The 18,839-nt window shown below is 71.5% G+C and carries 16 protein-coding genes and 1 pseudogene; 7 read left to right on the top strand and 10 right to left on the bottom strand.

Annotated features, from left to right (window positions below):
* Nucleotides 1-271, bottom strand: a pseudogene (locus ACFQ3T_RS23210) (LacI family transcriptional regulator); the annotation flags it as partial.
* Between the two features lie 621 nt (nucleotides 272-892).
* Between ACFQ3T_RS23210 and ACFQ3T_RS23205 the strand changes: the two are divergent.
* The gene (locus ACFQ3T_RS23205; RefSeq protein WP_380725791.1) at nucleotides 893-3,631 is read left to right on the top strand and encodes a beta-L-arabinofuranosidase domain-containing protein; all 2,739 of its coding nucleotides are present in this window, start codon (nucleotides 893-895) and stop codon (nucleotides 3,629-3,631) included.
* Between the two features lie 251 nt (nucleotides 3,632-3,882).
* Nucleotides 3,883-5,364, top strand: a complete 1,482-nt coding sequence (locus tag ACFQ3T_RS23200; RefSeq protein ID WP_380725789.1) for a glycoside hydrolase — start codon at nucleotides 3,883-3,885, stop codon at nucleotides 5,362-5,364.
* Between the two features lie 69 nt (nucleotides 5,365-5,433).
* On the opposite strand, the gene ctaD is transcribed toward ACFQ3T_RS23200, so the two are convergent.
* The 3 genes from ctaD to ACFQ3T_RS23185 all read right to left on the bottom strand — a co-directional run bounded on the left by ctaD (nucleotide 5,434) and on the right by ACFQ3T_RS23185 (nucleotide 8,148).
* Complete coding sequence (ctaD, locus tag ACFQ3T_RS23195; protein ID WP_380725787.1) at nucleotides 5,434-7,194, bottom strand: aa3-type cytochrome oxidase subunit I; 1,761 nt, start codon at nucleotides 7,192-7,194, stop codon at nucleotides 5,434-5,436.
* Between the two features lie 97 nt (nucleotides 7,195-7,291).
* The gene (locus ACFQ3T_RS23190) at nucleotides 7,292-7,618 is read right to left on the bottom strand and encodes a hypothetical protein (protein ID WP_380725785.1); all 327 of its coding nucleotides are present in this window, start codon (nucleotides 7,616-7,618) and stop codon (nucleotides 7,292-7,294) included.
* A gap of 98 nt (nucleotides 7,619-7,716) precedes the next feature.
* On the bottom strand, nucleotides 7,717-8,148 hold the full coding sequence (locus ACFQ3T_RS23185) for a DUF6292 family protein (RefSeq protein WP_380725783.1): 432 nt from the start codon (nucleotides 8,146-8,148) through the stop codon (nucleotides 7,717-7,719).
* A 239-nt stretch (nucleotides 8,149-8,387) separates the two neighbouring features.
* Here ACFQ3T_RS23185 and ACFQ3T_RS23180 point away from each other — a divergent pair, with 239 nt between their 5' ends.
* Nucleotides 8,388-9,161, top strand: a complete 774-nt coding sequence (locus ACFQ3T_RS23180) for an alpha/beta fold hydrolase (protein WP_380725781.1) — start codon at nucleotides 8,388-8,390, stop codon at nucleotides 9,159-9,161.
* 1 nt (nucleotide 9,162) lies between these two features.
* Here ACFQ3T_RS23180 and ACFQ3T_RS23175 read toward each other — a convergent pair whose 3' ends face one another.
* The 3 genes from ACFQ3T_RS23175 to ACFQ3T_RS23165 all read right to left on the bottom strand — a co-directional run bounded on the left by ACFQ3T_RS23175 (nucleotide 9,163) and on the right by ACFQ3T_RS23165 (nucleotide 11,895).
* Nucleotides 9,163-10,029 (bottom strand): class I SAM-dependent methyltransferase, encoded by an 867-nt coding sequence (locus tag ACFQ3T_RS23175; RefSeq protein WP_380725779.1) that lies wholly within the window; start codon nucleotides 10,027-10,029, stop codon nucleotides 9,163-9,165.
* Between the two features lie 18 nt (nucleotides 10,030-10,047).
* Nucleotides 10,048-11,187 carry a hypothetical protein gene (locus tag ACFQ3T_RS23170; RefSeq protein ID WP_380725777.1) on the bottom strand — a complete coding sequence of 380 codons (1,140 nt, stop codon included), beginning with the start codon at nucleotides 11,185-11,187 and terminating at the stop codon, nucleotides 10,048-10,050.
* 189 nt (nucleotides 11,188-11,376) lie between these two features.
* A complete protein-coding gene (locus ACFQ3T_RS23165) occupies nucleotides 11,377-11,895 on the bottom strand; it encodes a DUF6223 family protein (RefSeq protein WP_380725775.1) in 519 nt (172 codons plus the stop codon).
* Between the two features lie 215 nt (nucleotides 11,896-12,110).
* Here ACFQ3T_RS23165 and ACFQ3T_RS23160 point away from each other — a divergent pair, with 215 nt between their 5' ends.
* The 3 genes from ACFQ3T_RS23160 to ACFQ3T_RS23150 all read left to right on the top strand — a co-directional run bounded on the left by ACFQ3T_RS23160 (nucleotide 12,111) and on the right by ACFQ3T_RS23150 (nucleotide 14,558).
* Nucleotides 12,111-13,238 carry a sensor histidine kinase gene (locus tag ACFQ3T_RS23160; protein ID WP_380725773.1) on the top strand — a complete coding sequence of 376 codons (1,128 nt, stop codon included), beginning with the start codon at nucleotides 12,111-12,113 and terminating at the stop codon, nucleotides 13,236-13,238.
* The gene (locus ACFQ3T_RS23155; RefSeq protein ID WP_380725771.1) at nucleotides 13,235-13,897 is read left to right on the top strand and encodes a response regulator; all 663 of its coding nucleotides are present in this window, start codon (nucleotides 13,235-13,237) and stop codon (nucleotides 13,895-13,897) included. Before ACFQ3T_RS23160 ends, ACFQ3T_RS23155 begins: the two co-directional genes overlap by 4 nt.
* A gap of 145 nt (nucleotides 13,898-14,042) precedes the next feature.
* Nucleotides 14,043-14,558, top strand: coding sequence for a hypothetical protein (locus tag ACFQ3T_RS23150; RefSeq protein ID WP_380725769.1), 516 nt, complete (start codon nucleotides 14,043-14,045; stop codon nucleotides 14,556-14,558).
* Here the strand turns inward: ACFQ3T_RS23150 and ACFQ3T_RS23145 are convergent.
* From ACFQ3T_RS23145 to ACFQ3T_RS23135, 3 genes are all read right to left on the bottom strand, one after another.
* On the bottom strand, nucleotides 14,454-15,290 hold the full coding sequence (locus tag ACFQ3T_RS23145) for an AfsR/SARP family transcriptional regulator (protein WP_380725767.1): 837 nt from the start codon (nucleotides 15,288-15,290) through the stop codon (nucleotides 14,454-14,456). The genes ACFQ3T_RS23150 and ACFQ3T_RS23145 overlap by 105 nt on opposite strands.
* Before the next feature lie 222 nt (nucleotides 15,291-15,512).
* Nucleotides 15,513-16,343: a sulfurtransferase gene (locus ACFQ3T_RS23140; RefSeq protein ID WP_380725765.1), complete on the bottom strand. Its 831-nt coding sequence runs from the start codon at nucleotides 16,341-16,343 to the stop codon at nucleotides 15,513-15,515.
* Nucleotides 16,344-16,386: 43 nt separating this feature from the next.
* Nucleotides 16,387-16,920 (bottom strand): HPP family protein, encoded by a 534-nt coding sequence (locus ACFQ3T_RS23135; RefSeq protein WP_380725763.1) that lies wholly within the window; start codon nucleotides 16,918-16,920, stop codon nucleotides 16,387-16,389.
* A gap of 237 nt (nucleotides 16,921-17,157) precedes the next feature.
* On the opposite strand from ACFQ3T_RS23135, the gene ACFQ3T_RS23130 reads away from it, so the two are divergent.
* Complete coding sequence (locus ACFQ3T_RS23130; RefSeq protein WP_380725761.1) at nucleotides 17,158-18,702, top strand: vanadium-dependent haloperoxidase; 1,545 nt, start codon at nucleotides 17,158-17,160, stop codon at nucleotides 18,700-18,702.
* Nucleotides 18,703-18,839 lie beyond the last annotated feature (137 nt).

Here is an 18,839-nt window from a genome sequence, read left to right as displayed (position 1 = left end):
ACCGGATCGCCTTGATCTGGTTCTCCTGCTTCTGCTGCGCGTCGGAGAACTTCAGCTCGATCCCCGCCGCCGCCGCCTCCTCCTGGATCGACTTCGTGTTCGCCGTGCGCCAACCACTCTCGGCGCCCACCTGCGCGAAGCCCATCGTGATCTTGCCGTCGTCGTTGGCGTTGCCCGTCGACGAACCGGAACCACCGGCGTCGCCGCTGCCACAGGCGGTCAAGGCGGCCAACAGGACCGCGCTGGCGGCGGTCGCGATCTTCCTGAGCACTGGATACTCCTTAAGGACCCGGTGTTGCGGGCAACGATGCACGTGACCGTGGTCACCTTGTGAATACTGTGAGCGCTAACATCAGCCTACGTCAACCTCGCGGCGAATTTGTTTCCTGTTCGAGTCCGCCCGTGATCGAATGCCACGAATCGTACTCAGTCGACTACGGAGCCGATACGGACCACGTCATCCTGCTTGCGGAAACACGCCGGAACGCAAGTGGCTCGATTCAGTCCACTCCGTGTTAGCGATAACAGCGCTACTTCGGTCACCACACGAGCGTCACCGAAAGCAACCACCGCGCCCGGCCACGGGGCTTGCCGAGGCGACCCGACCGCGACGCCGCCGTCCGCCGGACCACCACGAGGCAGCAAATTCTGTTAGCGCTAACTGACTTCGCGCGGACACAGAGCCTGACCAGCGCAAACAGGCTTGTGGCAACGCAAAATTCACCCTTGAACGCGTCCGCAACGTCCTGTTAGCGTTCACACAGCGTGCGTGGCCCGAGTCACAGCGTGCCCGGTGCGCGACCCGCTGACGCCGCAGCGGGTCGGCCGGTCGGTCCGCCCACCTCCCGCCCCGGCGGGACCACCCAGCACTCCACCGAACCGGAGCCTCCCCATGTCTTCCTCAGGTCTGAACCGGCGCAGGCTGCTGCAGGCGGCCGGCGTCGCCGCCGTGGCCACCGCCGTACCCACCACCGTCGGCGGCGGCGCCGCGCTGGCCGCGATCCCGCCCGTGCGGCCCGACCTCGGCGTCGCCGCCCACCCGTTCGAACTCGGCCAGGTCCGCCTGACCGCGGGCCGGTGGCTGGACAACCAGAACCGCACCCTGGCCTACCTGCGCTTCGTCGACGTCGAGCGGCTGCTCTACAACTTCCGGCAGAACCACCGCCTGTCGACCAACGGCGCGACGCCGCTGGGAGGCTGGGAGGCGCCGAACTTCGAGTTCCGCACCCACAGCCAGGGGCACTTCCTCACCGCGTGGGCGCAGGCGTGGGCCGTCCTGGGCGACACGGTGTGCCGGGACAAGGCGAACCACATGGTGGCCGAGCTCGCGAAGTGCCAGGCGAACAACGCGGCCGCGGGCTTCAACGCCGGGTACCTGTCGGGCTTCCCGGAGTCGGACCTGACCGTCGTCGAGTCGGGCACCCGGCGCGGCGTGCCGTACTACTGCCTGCACAAGACCCTCGCCGGCCTCCTGGACGTGTGGCGCTACATCGGCAGCACGCAGGCCCGCGACGTGCTGCTGCGGTTCGCCGCGTGGGTCGACTGGCGCACCGGCCGGTTGACGTACAGCCAGATGCAGACCACGCTCCGCACCGAGTTCGGCGGCATGAACGCCGTGCTGACCGACCTGTACCAGCAGACCGGGGACGCCCGCTGGCTGCGCGTCGCGCAGCGGTTCGACCACGCCGCCGTGTTCGACCCGCTCGCCGCCAACCAGGACCAGCTCAACGGCCTGCACGCCAACACCCAGGTCCCCAAGTGGGTCGGCGCCGCCCGCGAGTACAAGGCCACCGGCACCACGCGCTACCGCGACATCGCCGCCAACGCCTGGAACATCACCGTCAACGCCCACACCTACGTGATCGGCGGCAACAGCCAGGCCGAGCACTTCCACGCGCCGAACGCGATCGCCGGGTACCTGAGCGCCGACGCCGCGGAGGCGTGCAACACCTACAACATGCTCAAGCTCACCCGTGAGCTGTGGCTGCTGAACCCGGACCGGGCGGCCTACTTCGACTACTACGAACGGGCGCTGCTCAACCACCTCATCGGCCAGCAGAACCCGGCCAGCGCGCACGGCCACGTCTGCTACTTCACCGCCCTCAACCCGGGCGGACGCCGCGGCCAGGTCGGGCCGGCGGTCGGCGGCGGCAGCTTCAGCACGGACTACGGCTCGTTCTGGTGCTGCCAGGGAACGGGCCTGGAGACCAACACGAAGCTGATGGACTCCATCTACTTCCACAACGGCACCACGCTCACGGTCAACCTGTTCACGCCGTCCGTGCTGGACTGGTCGCAGCGCGGCATCACGGTCACGCAGACCACCACGTACCCGGCGAGCGACACCACCACCCTCACCGTCACCGGGAACGCCGCCGGCTCGTGGACGATGCGCGTGCGCATCCCGGCGTGGAGCAGCGGGGCGACCATCAGCGTCAACGGGGTGGCGCAGGGCGTCACCACGACCCCCGGCACCTACGCCGCCCTCACCCGGTCCTGGGCGCCCGGCGACCAGGTCACAGTGCGGCTGCCCATGCGCGTCGTCATGCAGGCGGCCAACGACGACCCCGGCGTCTCCGCCATCACCTACGGCCCCGTCGTGCTGTCGGGCAACTACGGCAACACGACGTTCAGCGCGCTGCCGACGTTGGACTCCACGTCCATCACCCGCACCAGCTCCTCCGCGCTGTCGTTCACCGCGGTCGCGAACGGCGCCGCGGTCAACCTGCTGCCGTTCTACGACGCGCACGGCCACAACTACACCGTCTACTGGCGCGCGCCCGGCACCGGCGGCTCCAGCGCACCCGGCTACCGGTTGGTCAACGCCTCCAGCGGCCTGGTCCTCGGCGTGCAGGACATGTCCACAGCGGACGGTGGCCTCGCCGTGCAGTGGAACGACACGGGCACCCCGGACCACAGCTGGTCGGTGGTCCCCGACGGCTCCGCCGTGCGGTTGCGCAACGGCAACAGCGGCAAGGTCCTCGGCGTCGAGAACATGTCCACGGCGGACAACGCGCGCGTGCTCCAGTGGTCCGACACCGGCACCGCCGACCACAGGTGGACGGTCGTCGACGTCGGCGACGGCACCCACCTGCTCCGCAACGGCAACAGCGCCAAGGTGCTGGGCATCCTCAACGGCTCGACCGCGGCCGGGGCGCAGGCCGTGCAGGACCCGGACAACGGCACCGCGGACAACCGCTGGCGGTTCGTGCCCGTCGGCGCCCGCCGCATCCAGAACCTGGCCAGCGGTCTCGTCCTGGGCGTGCGGGACATGTCCACCGCCGACGGCGGCCTGGTCGTCCAGTGGGACGACAGCGGCACCGCCGACCACCTCTGGACCGCGGTCCCGGACAGCGGCGGCTACTTCCGGCTGCGCAACTCCCACAGCGCCAAGGTGCTCGGCGTGGAGAACGCGGCGAACGCCAACGGCGCGCGGGTGCTGCAGTGGGCGGACAACGGCACGGCCGACCACCGGTGGCGGCTGCGCTACGGCGCGAACGGGTACTTCCGGATCCAGTGCGCGAACGGCGGCCGGGTCCTCGGCGTGACCAACGCGTCCACGGCGAGGGGCGAGCAGATCGTCATCTGGGACGACAACGGGACGAACGACCACCTCTGGCGGTTCATCTAGTCCTGTCGGTCGTCCGGTGACGAGCCGGACGCGCGGGCGGCCGGTCGCAGTGGGCGACCGGCCTGCCCCGCGGTTCCGCGAACACCCGGTCCGGACGGGCGCTTGTCCGCCGGACCGGGTCGCCGCCGCGACCCGGTGCTGCCGGCTCGGACGGTTACTCGCCGGTTGCCCGTTGACGGTCGGCCATGTTTGCGCAAACATTCTGCGGCGAGAAGCCCGGCACCGTCGCCGCCTTCCCACAGGAGGTTCCCATGATCAACCGCAGAACGGTGCTGTCCGCGGCCGGGGCGGCCGCCGCCCGCGCCGCCGCGGGCACCGCTCTCGGCACCGGTGTCGCCGGCGCCGACGCGACCATCGGCGTCAACCCAGGGGTCAGCCACGGCACGTGGGAGGGCTGGGGGACGTCCCTCGCGTGGTGGGCCAACGTGTTCGGCGACCGGGACGACTTCGCCGACCTGTTCTTCACCACCAGGACCGTCACGTACAACGGCGCCGCGCTGCCCGGTCTCGGCATGAACATCGCCCGCTACAACCTCGGCGCGTCCAGCTGGAACAGCGTCAACGGCGAGCGCATGGTCGCCTCGCCGAACATCCCCGGTTTCAAGCAGATCGAGGGGTTCTGGCAGGACTGGAACAACGAGGACCCCAACTCCGCGGCGTGGAACTGGAGCGCCGACGCGAAGCAGCGCGCCGCCTTGGTCAAGGCCACGCAGCGGGGCGCGATCAGCGAGCTGTTCGCCAACTCGCCCATGTGGTGGATGTGCCACAACCACAACCCCTCCGGCGCGGCCGACGCCTCCGTCACGAACCTCCAGCCGTGGAACCACCGCCAGCACGCCCACCACCTGGCCGTCACCGCGCGCCGCGCCCGCGACCAGTGGGGCGTCACCTTCCGCACGGTCGACCCGTTCAACGAGCCGTCCTCGAACTACTGGCACGCCAACGGCACGCAGGAGGGTTGCCACATCGACGCGACCACCCAGCGCAGCGTCCTGGCGCACCTGCGGACCGAGCTGAACCGGCAGGGCCTCAGCGGCACGCGGATCTCCGCCTCCGACGAGACCAGCTACGACCTCGCCCGCACGACGTGGAACAGCTTCGACTCGACCACCAGGTCGTTGGTCAACCAGGTCAACGTCCACGGCTACCAGGGCACCGGCGGCCGCCGCGACCTGCTGCACAACGACGTCCGCGCGGCCGGCAAGGTGCTGTGGAACTCCGAGCACGGCGACAGCGACGGCAGCGGCCTGCACACCGCCCGCTGCCTGCTGCTCGACTTCCGCTGGCTCAAGCCCACCGCGTGGTGCTACTGGCAGGTCATGGACCCCACCGCCGGCTGGGGCGCCATCCGCTACGACGGCAGCACGCTGCGAGCGGGTGCGGTGGAGACGAAGTTCTACGTGCTGGCCCAGTTCACCCGCCACATCCGGCCGGGCATGCGGATCGTGGACACCGGCAGCGACCTGGCCGTCGCCGCCTACGACCCCGGCGCGCGCCGGCTCGTCATCGTGGCCGCCAACACCGGGGCCGCGCAGACCCTCACCTTCGACCTGTCCCGCTTCACGCAGGTCAGCGGCGGGTCGGGCGGCCTGGTGCCGCGCTGGTCCACCGTCCCGTCCGGCGGCGACCGCTACACCCACCGGCAGGACACCTGGCTCAGCGGCAAGGTGCTCCGGGTTCCGTTCAGCGCCGGCCAGGTGCAGACGTTCCAGGTCGACGGCGTGGTGCAGTAACCCCGGCGATTCGTGAACCCGAGCCGGGCGCGTGGTTCGTCCACGCGCCCGGCCTGTTCCGTTGCCGCGTCAGTCGTTCGTGTCCTCGCGATCGGTCGGGGCGAGGTACTTCTCGGTGGTCCGGTCGACGCCGGTGTCGTCCTGGTTCCGGTTGAGCACGGAGTAGTGCGACTCCGCGCGCATCCGCTCGACCATGTGCGGGTAGTGCAGCTCGAACGCGGGCCGCTCGGACCGGATGCGGGGCAGCTCGGTGAAGTTGTGCCGCGGCGGCGGGCACGACGTCGCCCACTCCAGCGAGTTGCCGAAGCCCCACGGGTCGTCGCGCCCGGCCGGTTCCCCGAACCGGTAGCTCTTCACCACGTTGTAGAGGAACGGCAGCGTGGACGCGCCGAGCACGAACGCGCCGATGGTGGAGATCGTGTTGAGGCCGGTGAACCGGTCGCTCTCCAGGTAGTCGGCGTACCGGCGCGGCATGCCCTCGTTCCCGAGCCAGTGGTGGACCAGGAACGTCAGGTGGAAGCCGACGAACGTGGTCCAGAAGTGGACCTTGCCGAGGTGCTCGTCGAGCATCCGCCCGGTCATCTTGGGGAACCAGAAGTAGATGCCCGCGTAGGTGGCGAACACGATCGTGCCGAACAGGACGTAGTGAAAGTGCGCCACCACGAAGTACGTGTCGGTGACGTGGAAGTCGATGGGCGGCGAGGCGAGCAGGATGCCGGACAGCCCGCCGAACAGGAACGTCACCAGGAACCCGACGCTGAACAGCATGGGCGACTCGAACGTCAGCTGCCCCTTCCACATGGTGCCGATCCAGTTGAAGAACTTGATGCCGGTCGGGATGGCGATGATGAAGGTGGTGGCGGAGAAGAACAGCAGCAGCACCGCGCCGGTGGCGTACATGTGGTGCGCCCACACGACCACCGAGTACAGGGCGATCGCGATGGTGGCGAAGACCAGGCCCTTGTAGCCGAAGATCGGCTTGCGGCTGAACACCGGCAGGACCTCGGACACGATGCCGAAGAACGGCAGCGCGACGATGTAGACCTCGGGGTGGCCGAAGAACCAGAACAGGTGCTGCCACAGGATGGCGCCGCCGTTGGCCGGGTCGAACACGTGCGCGCCCAGGTGGCGGTCGGCCAGCAGGCCGAGCAGCGCGGCGGTCAGGATCGGGAACGCCAGCAGGACCAGGATGCTGGTGATGAAGACGTTCCACGTGAAGATGGACATCCGGAACATCGTCATGCCCGGCGCGCGCAGGCAGATCACCGTGGTGATCATGTTGACCGCGCCCAGGATGGTGCCGAGACCGCCGATGACCAGGCCCGAGATCCACAGGTCCGCGCCGACGCCCGGCGTGTGCGTCGCGCCGGAGAGCGGTGTGTAGGCCGTCCACCCGAAGTCCGGCGCACCGGCCGGCGTGAGGAACCCGCTCACCGCGATGAGGCCGCCGAACAGGTAGAGCCAGTACGACAACGCGTTGAGGCGCGGGAACGCCACGTCCGGCGAACCGATCTGCAGCGGCAGGATGAAGTTGGCGAAGCCGAACACGATCGGCGTCGCGTACAGCAGCAGCATCACCGTGCCGTGCATGGTGAAGAGCTGGTTGTACTGCTCGTTGGAGAGGAACTGCAGGCCGGGCCGGGCCAGCTCGCCGCGCATCAGCAACGCCATCAGGCCGCCGACGAGGAAGAACCCGAACGACGTCGTCAGGTACAGCAGCCCGATGAGCTTGTGGTCGGTCGTGCGGAACAGGCGCAGCAGCGCCGAACCCCTGCGCCGAGGCCGCGCGGCCTCCGGGGGCACGATCGGCGTCGGCTTGAGCGTGGTCATGGCCATCCTCGGGCTCGCGGTGCGGGCATCGGCCCACCGGCTGGGGCTCCCGACACCCGTGCCGCCGCTCCGAGGTGCTGCGGAGGACGGCGTGCCGTCAGCGGCGCGGGCGGTCGAGGCGGAACAACGTGGTGCGTGCGGCGATCAGCGCCACGCGGGCGGCTTGGACGTCGCCGGCGGCGGCGTGCTCGCGGGCGTCCCGCAGGAACCCGACGACGGTCCCCACCGGGTCGTCCGGCGTCTCGTCGGCCAACGCCGACAACCGGTCCCACACCGGCGCGACGTCGCCGGCCAACGTGGCGAGCACCCGGTCGATGTCACGCCTGGCGTCACCGTGGCGGGGATCGACGTGCAGCACCGCGTGCACCGCCGAATCCACCGCGAGGCGCAACACGGCTGTCTGGTCGTCCGCCGGTTTCGTCATCACGCTCCCCCGATCACAAATAGTGAGCATATGTCACCATGAGTGAATCGGGCGGTGTGCGGGACGCCGGGCGTGGCGTCACCGGCGCCCGGTGGGCCTCACGCGCTGCGCGGCATCGGGACGAGCTCGGCGGCGGTGTAGGGCACCAGCCGCCGGACGAGGTCGTCCCGCGTCCACCGCGCCACCGCGGGCTGCCCCACCGCACCCCGTTCGCCGCGGAGCAGCCGGCGCACCCACCGGGCCACCGCCTGCGGCGTCGGCAGGAGGTCGGCGCCGAAGTAGGCGACGATGATCAGGTCCTCACCGCTGTGCGTCTCCACGGCCACGGACCAGCCGCACTCCTCGTCCCAGACCAGCGCCACGTCCCGGTCGGGGAAACCCCGCAGCCGGCCGTCCAGCGCCAGGTACAGGGTGGCCGTCGGCTCAGCCTGCACGCACGAGGACTCTCCCGTGAGCCCCAGCTCCACCGTCACCCGGCGGACGTAACCCTGCAGGCCCCACACCAAGGCGTCATCGAAATCCAGCTCCATCGCGCACCGCCACCTTCTACCCCCGGTCGATGCGCCGGCTGCTTGACGCATCGACCGAGTACCCGCCAGTGTCCGATGTGAACCCGTTCGGACGACCAGGTTGGCTGTTCCGATCCAGACGGTCGCCCCCGGCGACGTTCCCGTCGCCCGGCCGCGGTCCCGATCGGGGGGGTTCGGGGAGGCCCGCGTGGGTACGTCGTCGGCATGTGGACCAGGGGTCATGACGCGGCAGGGTGCCCGTGCGCACGCTGAGCCGGGGTCGGCAGGACGGGTTCGCGCCCGAGTTCACGGCCGTCGCGGGCACGCGGGCGCACGCCGGGGTGCTCGGGCCGGTCGGCGCGCCGGACGAGGTGTGCGTGCCCGGCCTGGGCTGCTCGCACCGCTACTTCCTGCCGCTGGCACGGCGGCTGGCGCCCGACGCGCGGGTCGCCGCAGTCGACCTGCCCGGCTTCGGCCGCACCCCCGGACCGGGCGAGCCGCTGGACGTGCGGGGCCTGTCGCTGGCGCTCGCCGACTGGTTGCGGGCCACCGGGCGGGGCGGATCGCTGCTGGTGGCGAACTCCGGCGGCTGCCAGGTCGTGGTCGACCTGGCCGTGCACTCCCCCGACCTGGTCGGTCCGGTGGTGCTGGTCAGCCCCACGATGGACCGGCACGCCCGCTCGCGCGCGCGGCAGCTGGGGCGGTTGCTGGCCGACATCCCGCGGGAACGGCCGTCGCTGAACTTCGTGATCGCCCGCGACTACCTCACCTGCGGGCCGCGCAGGCTCGCCGTGACGCTCCGCCACCTGCTCGAAGACCCCGTCGAGCGCAAGCTCCACCACGTGCGCACGCCTGCCGTCGTCGCCCGCGGCGCCCACGACCCGATCGTGTCCCGCGCGTGGGCCGCGGAAGTGGCGTCGCTGCTGCCGCACGGCCGGCTGGCCGAGGTGCCGGGGGCCGGCCACGCCTTGAACTACTCGGCCGCCGACGCGCTGGCCGCGATCACGCGCCCGCTGCTCCCCGACGGGGCGTGACCTAGGCGACCAGGTAGTGCTGGCCCGGCATGAAGTCGCCGAGCGGGACCGCCGTGGCGCCCGTCGCCAGCACCACCTGCGCGAACGGGTCTCCGGCGTGCATGGCCAGCAGCAGCGAGCCGGCGCCGAACCAGCGGCGGTCCACCACGTCCTCCCTGGCCCGCGGCAGGCTCTCGTTGAGCGCCCAGTTCGAGATGAACAGGTCCGCGTCCACGTCCGTCGCGCCGACCAGGCCGATCGGCACGAGGTTCACCCGTCCGGGGACGGGCCGCACCGGCGCGGTGTCGTGCAGCACGACCCGCTCCTCCCCCAGCACCGCGGACAGGTAGAGCCACTGCACGGCGCTGAACGTCGGCGTGTCGAAAACGACGCACGTCGGCTCGCCGCGGTGCAGGGCGGTGATCACCCGGATCAGCGCGCCGAACCCGCCACCCCACTCCACGATCGTGGCGGCGTCGTCGACCCGCCGTCCCGTCGCCTCCTGGTAGCGCAGCAGGTGGAACAGCTGGTGCACGGTGTTGGACGACGTCCGCAGGTCGCTGCCCGGCAGCGGCACCGTCGGCGGGTCGCCGACCGGCGGTTCGGCGAGCGGGCGCTCGTCGGCGAGCCGGGACCGCACGTAGGGCAGCTCGTGCGGCAGCAGGCGCTCGTTGACGAACATCTGGAACGCGATCGACGGGTGGCGCAGGAAGTCGGGCGGCGGGACGGGCAGCAGGTCGCGTTCCAGCTCGGCGTTGCGCCGCACCCAGTCCGGGCGCACGTACCGCGCGTCCACGCAGGGGCGCACGGTGGCGAGCCGTTCGGCGAAGCGGCGCGCCAGGTCGGCGAAGGCGGTGTCACCGTGCTGCGGTTCGTCCGGCGAGTGCATGCCGAGGCGCTACCCCGCTCACATCGCGCGAAACCCGCCCTGATCACCGGCCAGGGCGACGATGACGATGGCGGTGATCGAGCCGAGCAGCAGCCACAAGCCGGTCGGCACGGCGCCCTCGTCGAGGTGGACGACGGACGCGACGACGGCGGCGATCGAGGCCAGGGTCGCCACGACCCGCAGTACCCGGCGGCCGACGACGACCACGGCCGCGGCGATGACGGGGCCGGCCGCCAGCCACTCCCACCCGTGGCCCAGGACCAGCCACAGCGCGGCGAGCCCGCCGGCCACGGCGCCCGTGCCGATCAGCTTCCTCCTCCGGTCGCGAGCGGACCCACCGGGTGCACGACGTCCCCCGTTCGGGGCGGCGCGCTCGCTCGTCAGCCGCGCGAGCCTGCGGGAGGCTTCCCGCCGGAGGTCCTCCTCCCGCGCCTTCAACGCGGCCGCCTCGGCTTCCTCCAGCTCCCGCTGCATCCGGTGGGCCTCGTCCCACGCCTTCACCGGCGTCTTCGAGCTCCGACCGCCGTGCTTCACGGCGTTCGCGGCCGCTCCGCCGGACCTTCCCCGGCGTCGACGGCGCCGACGGCGGGCCGGCGAGTCGGCGACGGCCAACCGGCGTCTGGCCCGGCGCACCACGTCCACCGCGCGCAGCAGGTCGGCGTGCTCGGGAGACTTGCGCGGGTGGGCGACCAGGTTCCGGGTGTGCCTGAGCGACCGGACCTCGGCGACGGGGAGACCGACCCGGGCGGCGATCCGCTCGTCACGCCGGGGGCCCTCCTCCACCAGGTCGACCAGGTGCTGCCACCCGTCGAGGACCTCCACCTTCAGCTCGGCCGCTGACCGGTCCCCGGTGGTCCCCGGTCGAGCCGCGGGTGTGCCGTTCCGCGCGGCACGGGCTTCCTGCGCCAGCCGGGCGTGGTCGAGGAGGCGTTCCCAGTCGTGGTCGCCGGCCGCGCCGATCACCCGCATCACGGTGAGCAGCTGCTCGGGCTCGCGGGGCAGCCGGCGCGACTCGATCCACCCGCTGATAATGCGGTCGGAGATGTCGCGGCCGTGGCCCTGCGCGGCGCGACGGCTGATCAGCCCTGCCACCGCGGTGCCTTCCGGCAGGCGGGCCGACCACCGGGTCAACGCCGCGTCGAACCGCGCCCAGAACACTCGTCGGCCTCATCGGTCATCGCCCCAGTGTCCCGCACACGATCAACCGGCGGGCCCGAGTCGCGCGCGACTCGCCTGCACCGCAACGCAATACCGATCCACCGGCCGCATTTCTGCGGTTGGCTGCGCCGGTGCGGTGGAGTGATCCAGGTCGGCTGGCCGCGTCGACGTGATCACGACCGGAGGTGGTCAGGTGGCGCGGCGCGCGCGGGACGTGGCCAGGCCGGCCAGGACCACGGCGGCCACTCCCACCACCACGGCGATGATGGCGCCGGCTTTCCCGTTGCCGGTTCCGAAACCCCCGGCGGAGTTGGCCCAGTGCAGGCCGCCGACGGCCGCGGACACCACGCCCGCCGTCCCGGCCGCGATGGCTCCGCGACGCGACGCGCCGGTGCGACCGGCCGAGCGGAGGGCCAGCCCACCGAGCACCATGCCGAGCAGCCCCACGACGTCGGCGGCCGTGGGCAGGAGCCGGCCGGAGCCGAGGCCGCCGGCCGCGACGACCGACGGGTGGCCGGCCTCCTGACGCGGACCGGTGGACGGGGCGTCGACGTTCACGGGGTCCGCGACCGACCGCGCGCTGACCGTGACATCGTTGGCGGAGGCGTGCGCGGCCGCGGGTGCGACGAGGCCGAGGCCTCCGATCAGCGCGGCGCCGGCCACGGCGAGCACCACTCGGACCGACACCGGGGCTCCGGATGACTTCATGTCCCACTCCGTTCCAGACGATTTCGCTGTCGCTCGATCCTGTCGCCGGACGGGCCGCCGGTCGTCGTGTGGACGGACGGGATTCGCGCTGCCGCGCCCGACGCACCCGGCTGCCGCGGACGCGGTAGGGACCGGGCACGTACTGCGAACGCGGTAGGCGGGCGGTCGTCCCGGTGGAGGAGTCGCCCGCGGGCGGATCTGGCTACTGTGCGCGCATGAGCACAGGGCGGTCCGGCGTTCCGGCCGGTGTCAGGGATTGGGCGATCGCGGCGTGCGTGGCGGCGACGCTGCTCGTCGCCGGCCTGTCCGGGAACCGTCCCGCCGACGTCGACCTCCTCGGTTGCGCGCTGCTGGTCGCCGCCGGCCTGGCGCTCGTCGCGCGCCGCCGGGCGCCGGTGCCGGTCCTGGCCGTCACGGGGCTGTGCTCGGTGGGCTACCAGGCGCTCGGCTTCGACGTCCCCGCCGTCGCGTTCCTGTTCGCCGTGTACGCCGCCGTGCGCGAGGGCCACCGGGTGGTCACGATCGTGGCGGCGGTGGCGGTGCTGGCCGCCCTGCCGCTCGCCGCCCTCGCCCTGCCCGTCGGGACGCCGGTGCGCGAGGCGCTGGCCCGGGCCCGAGGCGCGCTGGAGCTGGCGTGGCTGGTCGCCGCCGGGGCCGCCGGTGAGGCGCTGCGGCAGGCCGAGCGCCGGGCGGACGAGGCGGAGCGGACCCGCGAGGAGACCGCACGGCGTCGTGCCGACGAAGAACGGCTGCACATCGCCCGTGAGCTGCACGACTCCCTCACGCACCAGATCTCGATCATCAAGGTGCAGGCCGGCGTCGCCGTCCACCTGGCACGCAAGCGCGGCGAACAGGTGCCGGAGGCGCTGCTGGCGATCCAGGAGGCGGGCCGTGAGGCGGCACGGGAGCTGCGGGCGACGCTGGAGGCGCTGCGCGACGACGGCAAGACCCCGCCGCACGGCCTCGCGCACGTCCCGGCCCTGGTCGAGCGGGCGCGCACGACCGGTCTGGACGCCACCCTGACCATCGACGGGCCACCGCACGACGTGCCGGCCGCCGTGGACCGGACCGCGTACCGGATCGTCCAGGAATCGCTCACCAACATCGCCCGGCACGCGTCCGCCGCCACCGCGTCGGTCCGGATCGACTACCGTCCGGGCGCGCTCGCCATCCGGGTGGACGACGACGGCAAGGCCGCACCGGACACCGCCACGACGCCGGGCGTGGGGCTCCTCGGGATGCGGGAACGGGTCACCGCCCTCGGCGGTCGGCTGCGCGCCGAACCCCGCCGCGAGGGCGGCTTCACCGTCCACGCCGAACTCCCCGTGGACCGGACGCCGTGATCCGCGTCCTGCTCGTCGACGACCAGCCGCTCCTCCGCAGCGGGTTCCGCGCGCTCCTCGACGTCGAGGACGACATCGAGGTGGTGGCCGAGGCCGCCGACGGCCGGGAGGGCCTCGCGCTCGCCCGGGAGCACCTGCCGGACATCGCGCTGGTCGACATCCAGATGCCGGTCATGGACGGCATCGAGACGACCCGGCAGATCGCCGCGGACCCGGCGCTGGCCCGCGTCCACGTCGTCATCCTGACCAACTACGGCCTGGACCAGCACGTGTACGACGCGCTGCGCGCCGGCGCGGCCGGCTTCCTGGTCAAGGACATCGAGCCGGAGGACTTCCTCCACGCGGTGCGCGTCGCCGCGCGCGGTGACGCGCTGCTGGCGCCGTCGATCACCCGCAAGCTGATCGACCGGTACGTCACCGAGCCGCCGCACGCAAGCGCCGGCCCGAACGCGGACGGGCTGACCAACCGGGAACGCGAGGCCGTCGTCCTGGTCGCCCGAGGGCTGTCCAACGACGAGATCGCCGACCGCATGGTGATCAGCCCGCTGACCGCCAAGACCCACGTGAACCGGGCCATGACCAAGCTCCACGCCCGCGACCGCGCCCAACTCGTCGTGCTCGCCTACGAGTCGGGCCTGGTGACCCCGCGCCACCGCTGACGCCCCATGTCGATTCCCCACCGGCGACGAGAGCCTTTCCCGACCCGACGATCGCGGCCGGAAATCTTCCGTGACGAATGGGCAACGGGTCGGCGACAGCCCGTTCGCTAGCGTCGGCACCTCTCGCTGACGGAATGGGGGCGGAATGCGGAAGAGTCGCCGGAGAATCACCATCGAAATCATTGACCGCTACCAGCGCAATCAGGTCGCGGTGCAGCGCGCCGTGATCGGCCTGCTGTACGTGTGGTTCGGCGGGCTCAAGGTCGTGCCCGGGCTGAGCCCGGTGGACGACCTGGCCGGTCACGCGATGTCCGCGATGACGATGGGGCTGGTCAAGCCCGCGGTGTCGATGCCACTGCTGGCGGTGGCGGAAATCCTCATCGGAATCGGCCTGATCACCGGAAAATTGCCTCGCACCACCGTGCTCGTGGCTTTCGGGCACATGGCCGGGATCTTCCTGACCGTGTTCATCCTACCCGGTGAGATCTGGGCAGCGTGGGGCGTGCCGACGTTGAACGGCCAGTACGTGCTGAAGAACGTGGTGCTGGTGTGCGGTTTAGCGAACGTCGCCCTGAGAGTATTCCGCCAGGCTCCGGAAAAGGCGGTCGTCCATCGAGAGGCAGGTCTCGTGGATCAGCTGGGTCAGCGCGTCCGAGGGTGAGATGCCCAGTTCGTCGTGCAGCAGCCGCCTGCACTCCTCGAACTGGCGGGCGGCCTCGCGGCGGTTGCCCTCGGCGAGGTGCACGTCGATGAGCGCGCGGTGCGCGCTCTCCCGGTAGGGGTCGGCGTGCAGCGCCGCCAGGCCGACCTCGATCGCGAGGCCGCCCAGCCCCTTGGCGGACAGCATGCGGCACAACGCCTCCAGGGCGTGCAGCCGCAGCTGCCGGAACCGCTCGCGCTCCTCCAGCAGCCACGCGTCCTCGGTGTGCTCCGGCAGGAGGTCCTGGAACAACAACTGCCGCACGGCGACGCCGAGGTTGTCCGCGTCGACCGGCGCCATGTCACCGTCGAGGACGCGCAGCGCGAGGTCGTCGGCCGCGTGCAGGTCCACCGTGACGTCGTCGGCCAGCCTGAGCTGGTCCCTTGTGGACACGACGCTGGCGTCGGTGCCCGGCGGCATCCGCCACAGCACGGACCTCAGGTTGGCCGCCGCACGGGTCGCCGACGCGTCCGGCCACAGCACCGCGGCCACCCTACCGCCGCCGACCGGCGCGCCGCGCAACGCCAGCCGCGCGTCGGGCCGTTCCGCGCTCGCGCCGAGCTGGACGCGGTGGCCGTCGTGGTGGAACTCGAAGCCGCCGAGCAACCGCACCTGCGTGCGACCGCGGCCCTGCGGCGCCCCGGCGGCCACCCGGTAGTGCGACCACACGGGATCGGTGATCGTTTCGGACATGGTCAGGCGCTCCTCAGGCCCGGCAACGCGACAAAGTGCGGACGGCGACCGGCAGGCGTCCGACGACCGGCGGAGGGATCGTCGGACGCCTGCCGGCGGGCAGGGATCAGGGCGAGTGATCAGGACGAGCGATCACGGCAGGGTGCGGCACAGCGGTTCGGCGCAGCGATCCAGCACAACGGCTCGGCACAGCGGTTCAGCGCGGGACGTCGGTGCGGGGAATCAGGCGGAGGTGCGCTCGATGGGCACGCCGGTGAGCATCCCGTACTCGTTCCAACTGCCGTCGTAGTTGCGCACGCCGTCGAGGCCGATCAGCTCGCTGAGGGCGAACCACGAGTGCGAGGAGCGCCACCCCATGCGGCAGTACACGGTGACGCCGTCTTCGAGGGAGACGCCGTGCTTGCGGTACACCTCGGCGATCTCTTCGGGCGACTTGAACGTCTCGTCCTCGTTGACCGTCTCGGTCCACGGGATGTTCACCGCGCTCGGGATGTGGCCCCGGCGCTGCGGGTGGTCCTGCGACATGCCGCGCGCGGCCAGCAGCTCCCCGGTGTACTCCTCGGGCGAGCGCACGTCGACCAGCGCGGCCGCGCCGCCGAGCACGTCGTCGCGGTACGCCCGGGTGGCCAGGTCGAGGTCCTTCGCCCGGTACTCGGTGCGCGCGCGGGTGACCGATTCCTTGCTCAGCGGGTGCCCGCCGACGATCCACGCCCGGCGTCCGCCGTCGAGCAGCCGCACGTCGGCGTGCCCGTACATGCGGAAGTACCAGTAGGCGACGGCCGCCCACCAGTTGCTCTGGGCGCTGTAGAACACGACGGTGTCGTCGTTGCCGATGCCCAGCGAGGACACCAGCTGCTCGAACCGGTCACGCGGCACCACGTCGCGCACCACCGGGTCGAGCAGGTCGCGCTCCCAGTCGATCTTCACGGTGCCGGGCACGTGACCCGACTCGTAGTTCGCGGTGCCGTTGTCGATTTCCACCACCACGACCGAGGGATCGTCGAGGTGGGCGAGTAACCATGCGGAGTCGACGAGCGGTTGGTGCTTCGACATGTCCTCAGCTCTCTATGGTGTTCGTTGCGATGTCGGCACGCCGTCACCACCAGTAGGTGGGGTAGCGCAGCGCGGGGATCAACTTGCCGACGACCCACCCGACGATGACCAGCAGCACGCTGCCGATCAGGAAGACGAGCACCGCGGTCAGCGGCGCGATCGTCTGGAGCACGACCACCGCGGCGGTGGCCGCGGCCGGTGCGTGCGCGGCCCGCAGCGCGAGCATGCCGCCGACCGCGAGGCCTGCGGCCACCGCGGCGACCCAGAGGTGGTGGCCGAACGCGGCGACCATCAGCAGGCCGATCACGACCGACACCAGGTGGCCGAGCACGACGTTGCGGGGCTGCGCGGGCGGTGTCGCGTGCATCGCCACGAGCAGCATCGCGGTCGCCGCCAGCGGCGCGGTGAAGAGCACCGAGTTGGTCACCGAGCCGATCGCGACCAGCAGCAGGAGCATGACCGCGGTGATCGCCGTCGCCCTGACGATCACCGCGGGCTTCGGGCGGGCGGGCGCCTTGCTGCGCCACCGGCTGGCCGTCGCCTCGACGGGTGTGGTATCGGCGGCTGGCTTGGTCATCGGGTACGCCTCTCGTGAATGACGACCCGCACGACCGGGTTGGCGGATCGCGTCCTTCACCCTGAAGCTTGGGTGCGCCGCCGTCCCGGAGCAAGATCAACTCGCCGTCCCGCCATGAAGATTTCCGATGTGCGAGCCGCTGAACTCGGCGATTGATGGGCGCGTGACGTTCGGGTGACGGGGCCTCTGAAGTAATCCCGCAGGTCTTACCCGGTTCCTTTTTCACCTGGAGCATCCGTGAGCCCTGACAACCGTCGGCGCCGTCTGCGCTCGACGCTGACGCCGGTGGCCCTGGCCGCCGCCCTCACCGCGAGCGTGTTCACGCCGGTCGCCGGAGCCGAGGGCGGGACCGTGCCCGCCGGCGACAATGTGATCATCCAGTGGGACCAGGCCCTGATGGAGGCCGTCAAGGTCGGCAAGCTGGGCCCGCCGCACGTCGCCCGCGCCATCGGCATCCTGCACACCTGCACCTACGACGCGTGGGCCGCGTACGACGGCAGGGCCACCGGCACGCGCTACGGCTCGCAGCTGCGCCGTCCGCTCGCCGAGCGGACGCTCGCCAACAAGAGCAAGGCGATCAGCTACGCGGGCTACCTCGCGCTCAAGGACCTCTACCCCGCGAGCAAGCCGGCGTTCGACCAGCTCATGGTCAAGCTGGGCTACGACCCCGCCACCGTTCCGGGCGGGCCGACGTCGCCCGCCGCGATCGGCACCAAGGCGTGCCAGGCCGTGCTGGACTTCCGGCACCGCGACGGCGCGAACCAGCTCGGCGACCTCAACGGCGGCGCGCCGTACAGCGACTACACCGGCTGGACCCCGCGCAACGACCCGATGGACATCTTCGCCTTCGACCCGGCGACGGTCCGCGACCCGAACGGCTACCAGCCGCTGATCCACCCGACGAAGAACGGTCCGACCATCACGGACGGGTTCGTCGGCGCGCAGTGGGGCAAGATCAAGCTGCTCGCGGTGCAGGGCCTGCCGGAGGCGTGGCAGGACAGCGTGCAGAAGCGCATCCTCGAGGAGCTCCGCCGGTCCAAGACCCCCGGCCCGGCTCCGTACGGCTCCCCCGAGTACCTGGAGCAGGCCCAGGACCTCATCGAGATCAGCGCGAACCTGACCGAGGAGCAGAAGGCCATCGCGGAGTACTGGGCCGACGGCGCGGGCACCGTGACGCCCGCCGGCCACTGGATGGTGCTGACGCAGGACGTGTCGCGCCGTGACCGCAACACGTTGGACGAGGACGCGAAGCTGTTCTTCGCGATGGGCAACGCCCAGGCCGACGCCGCGGTCGCGTGCTGGTACGTCAAGCGGTACTACGACTACGTGCGGCCGATCACCGCGGTGCGCTACCTGTTCCAGGACCAGGAGATCGCCGCGTGGGGCGGCCCCGACCGGGGCACCGTCACGATCGACGGCAGCGCGTGGCGCCCGTACCAGGAGGACACGTTCCCGACGCCTCCGTTCTCGGAGTACGTGTCCGGGCACAGCACGTTCAGCTTCGCGGCGGCCGAGGTGTTCCGGCGGTTCACCGGCAGCGACCAGTTCGGCATGTCGACGACCATCCAGCCGGGCCAGCTGACCTTCGAGCACAACCTGCCCAGCTCGCCGATCACCCTGTCGTGGCCGACGTTCAGCGACGCCGCCGCGCAGGTCGGCATCTCGCGCCGCTACGGCGGCATCCACTTCACCGACGGCGACCTCCACGGCCGGGCGCTCGGCAGCTCGATCGGCCAGGTCACCTGGAACACCGCGAACCTGTACATCAACGGTCACGCGTGATCGACGCGGAGCGGTTCCCGCCCGGGGAACCGCTCCGCACCCCTGATCGGAGGAGCACGTGCACGACGTGGTCAAGCTGGATCGCGTGGTGATCCGGTTCGCCGGTGACTCCGGTGACGGCATGCAGCTCACGGGCG

This window comes from Saccharothrix hoggarensis (genome assembly GCF_042678885.1).
Classification (GTDB): Bacteria; Actinomycetota; Actinomycetes; order Mycobacteriales; family Pseudonocardiaceae; genus Actinosynnema; species Actinosynnema hoggarensis.
Note: the sequence above shows the minus strand (reverse complement) of the source record. Positions and strands in the feature narration are given on the sequence as shown.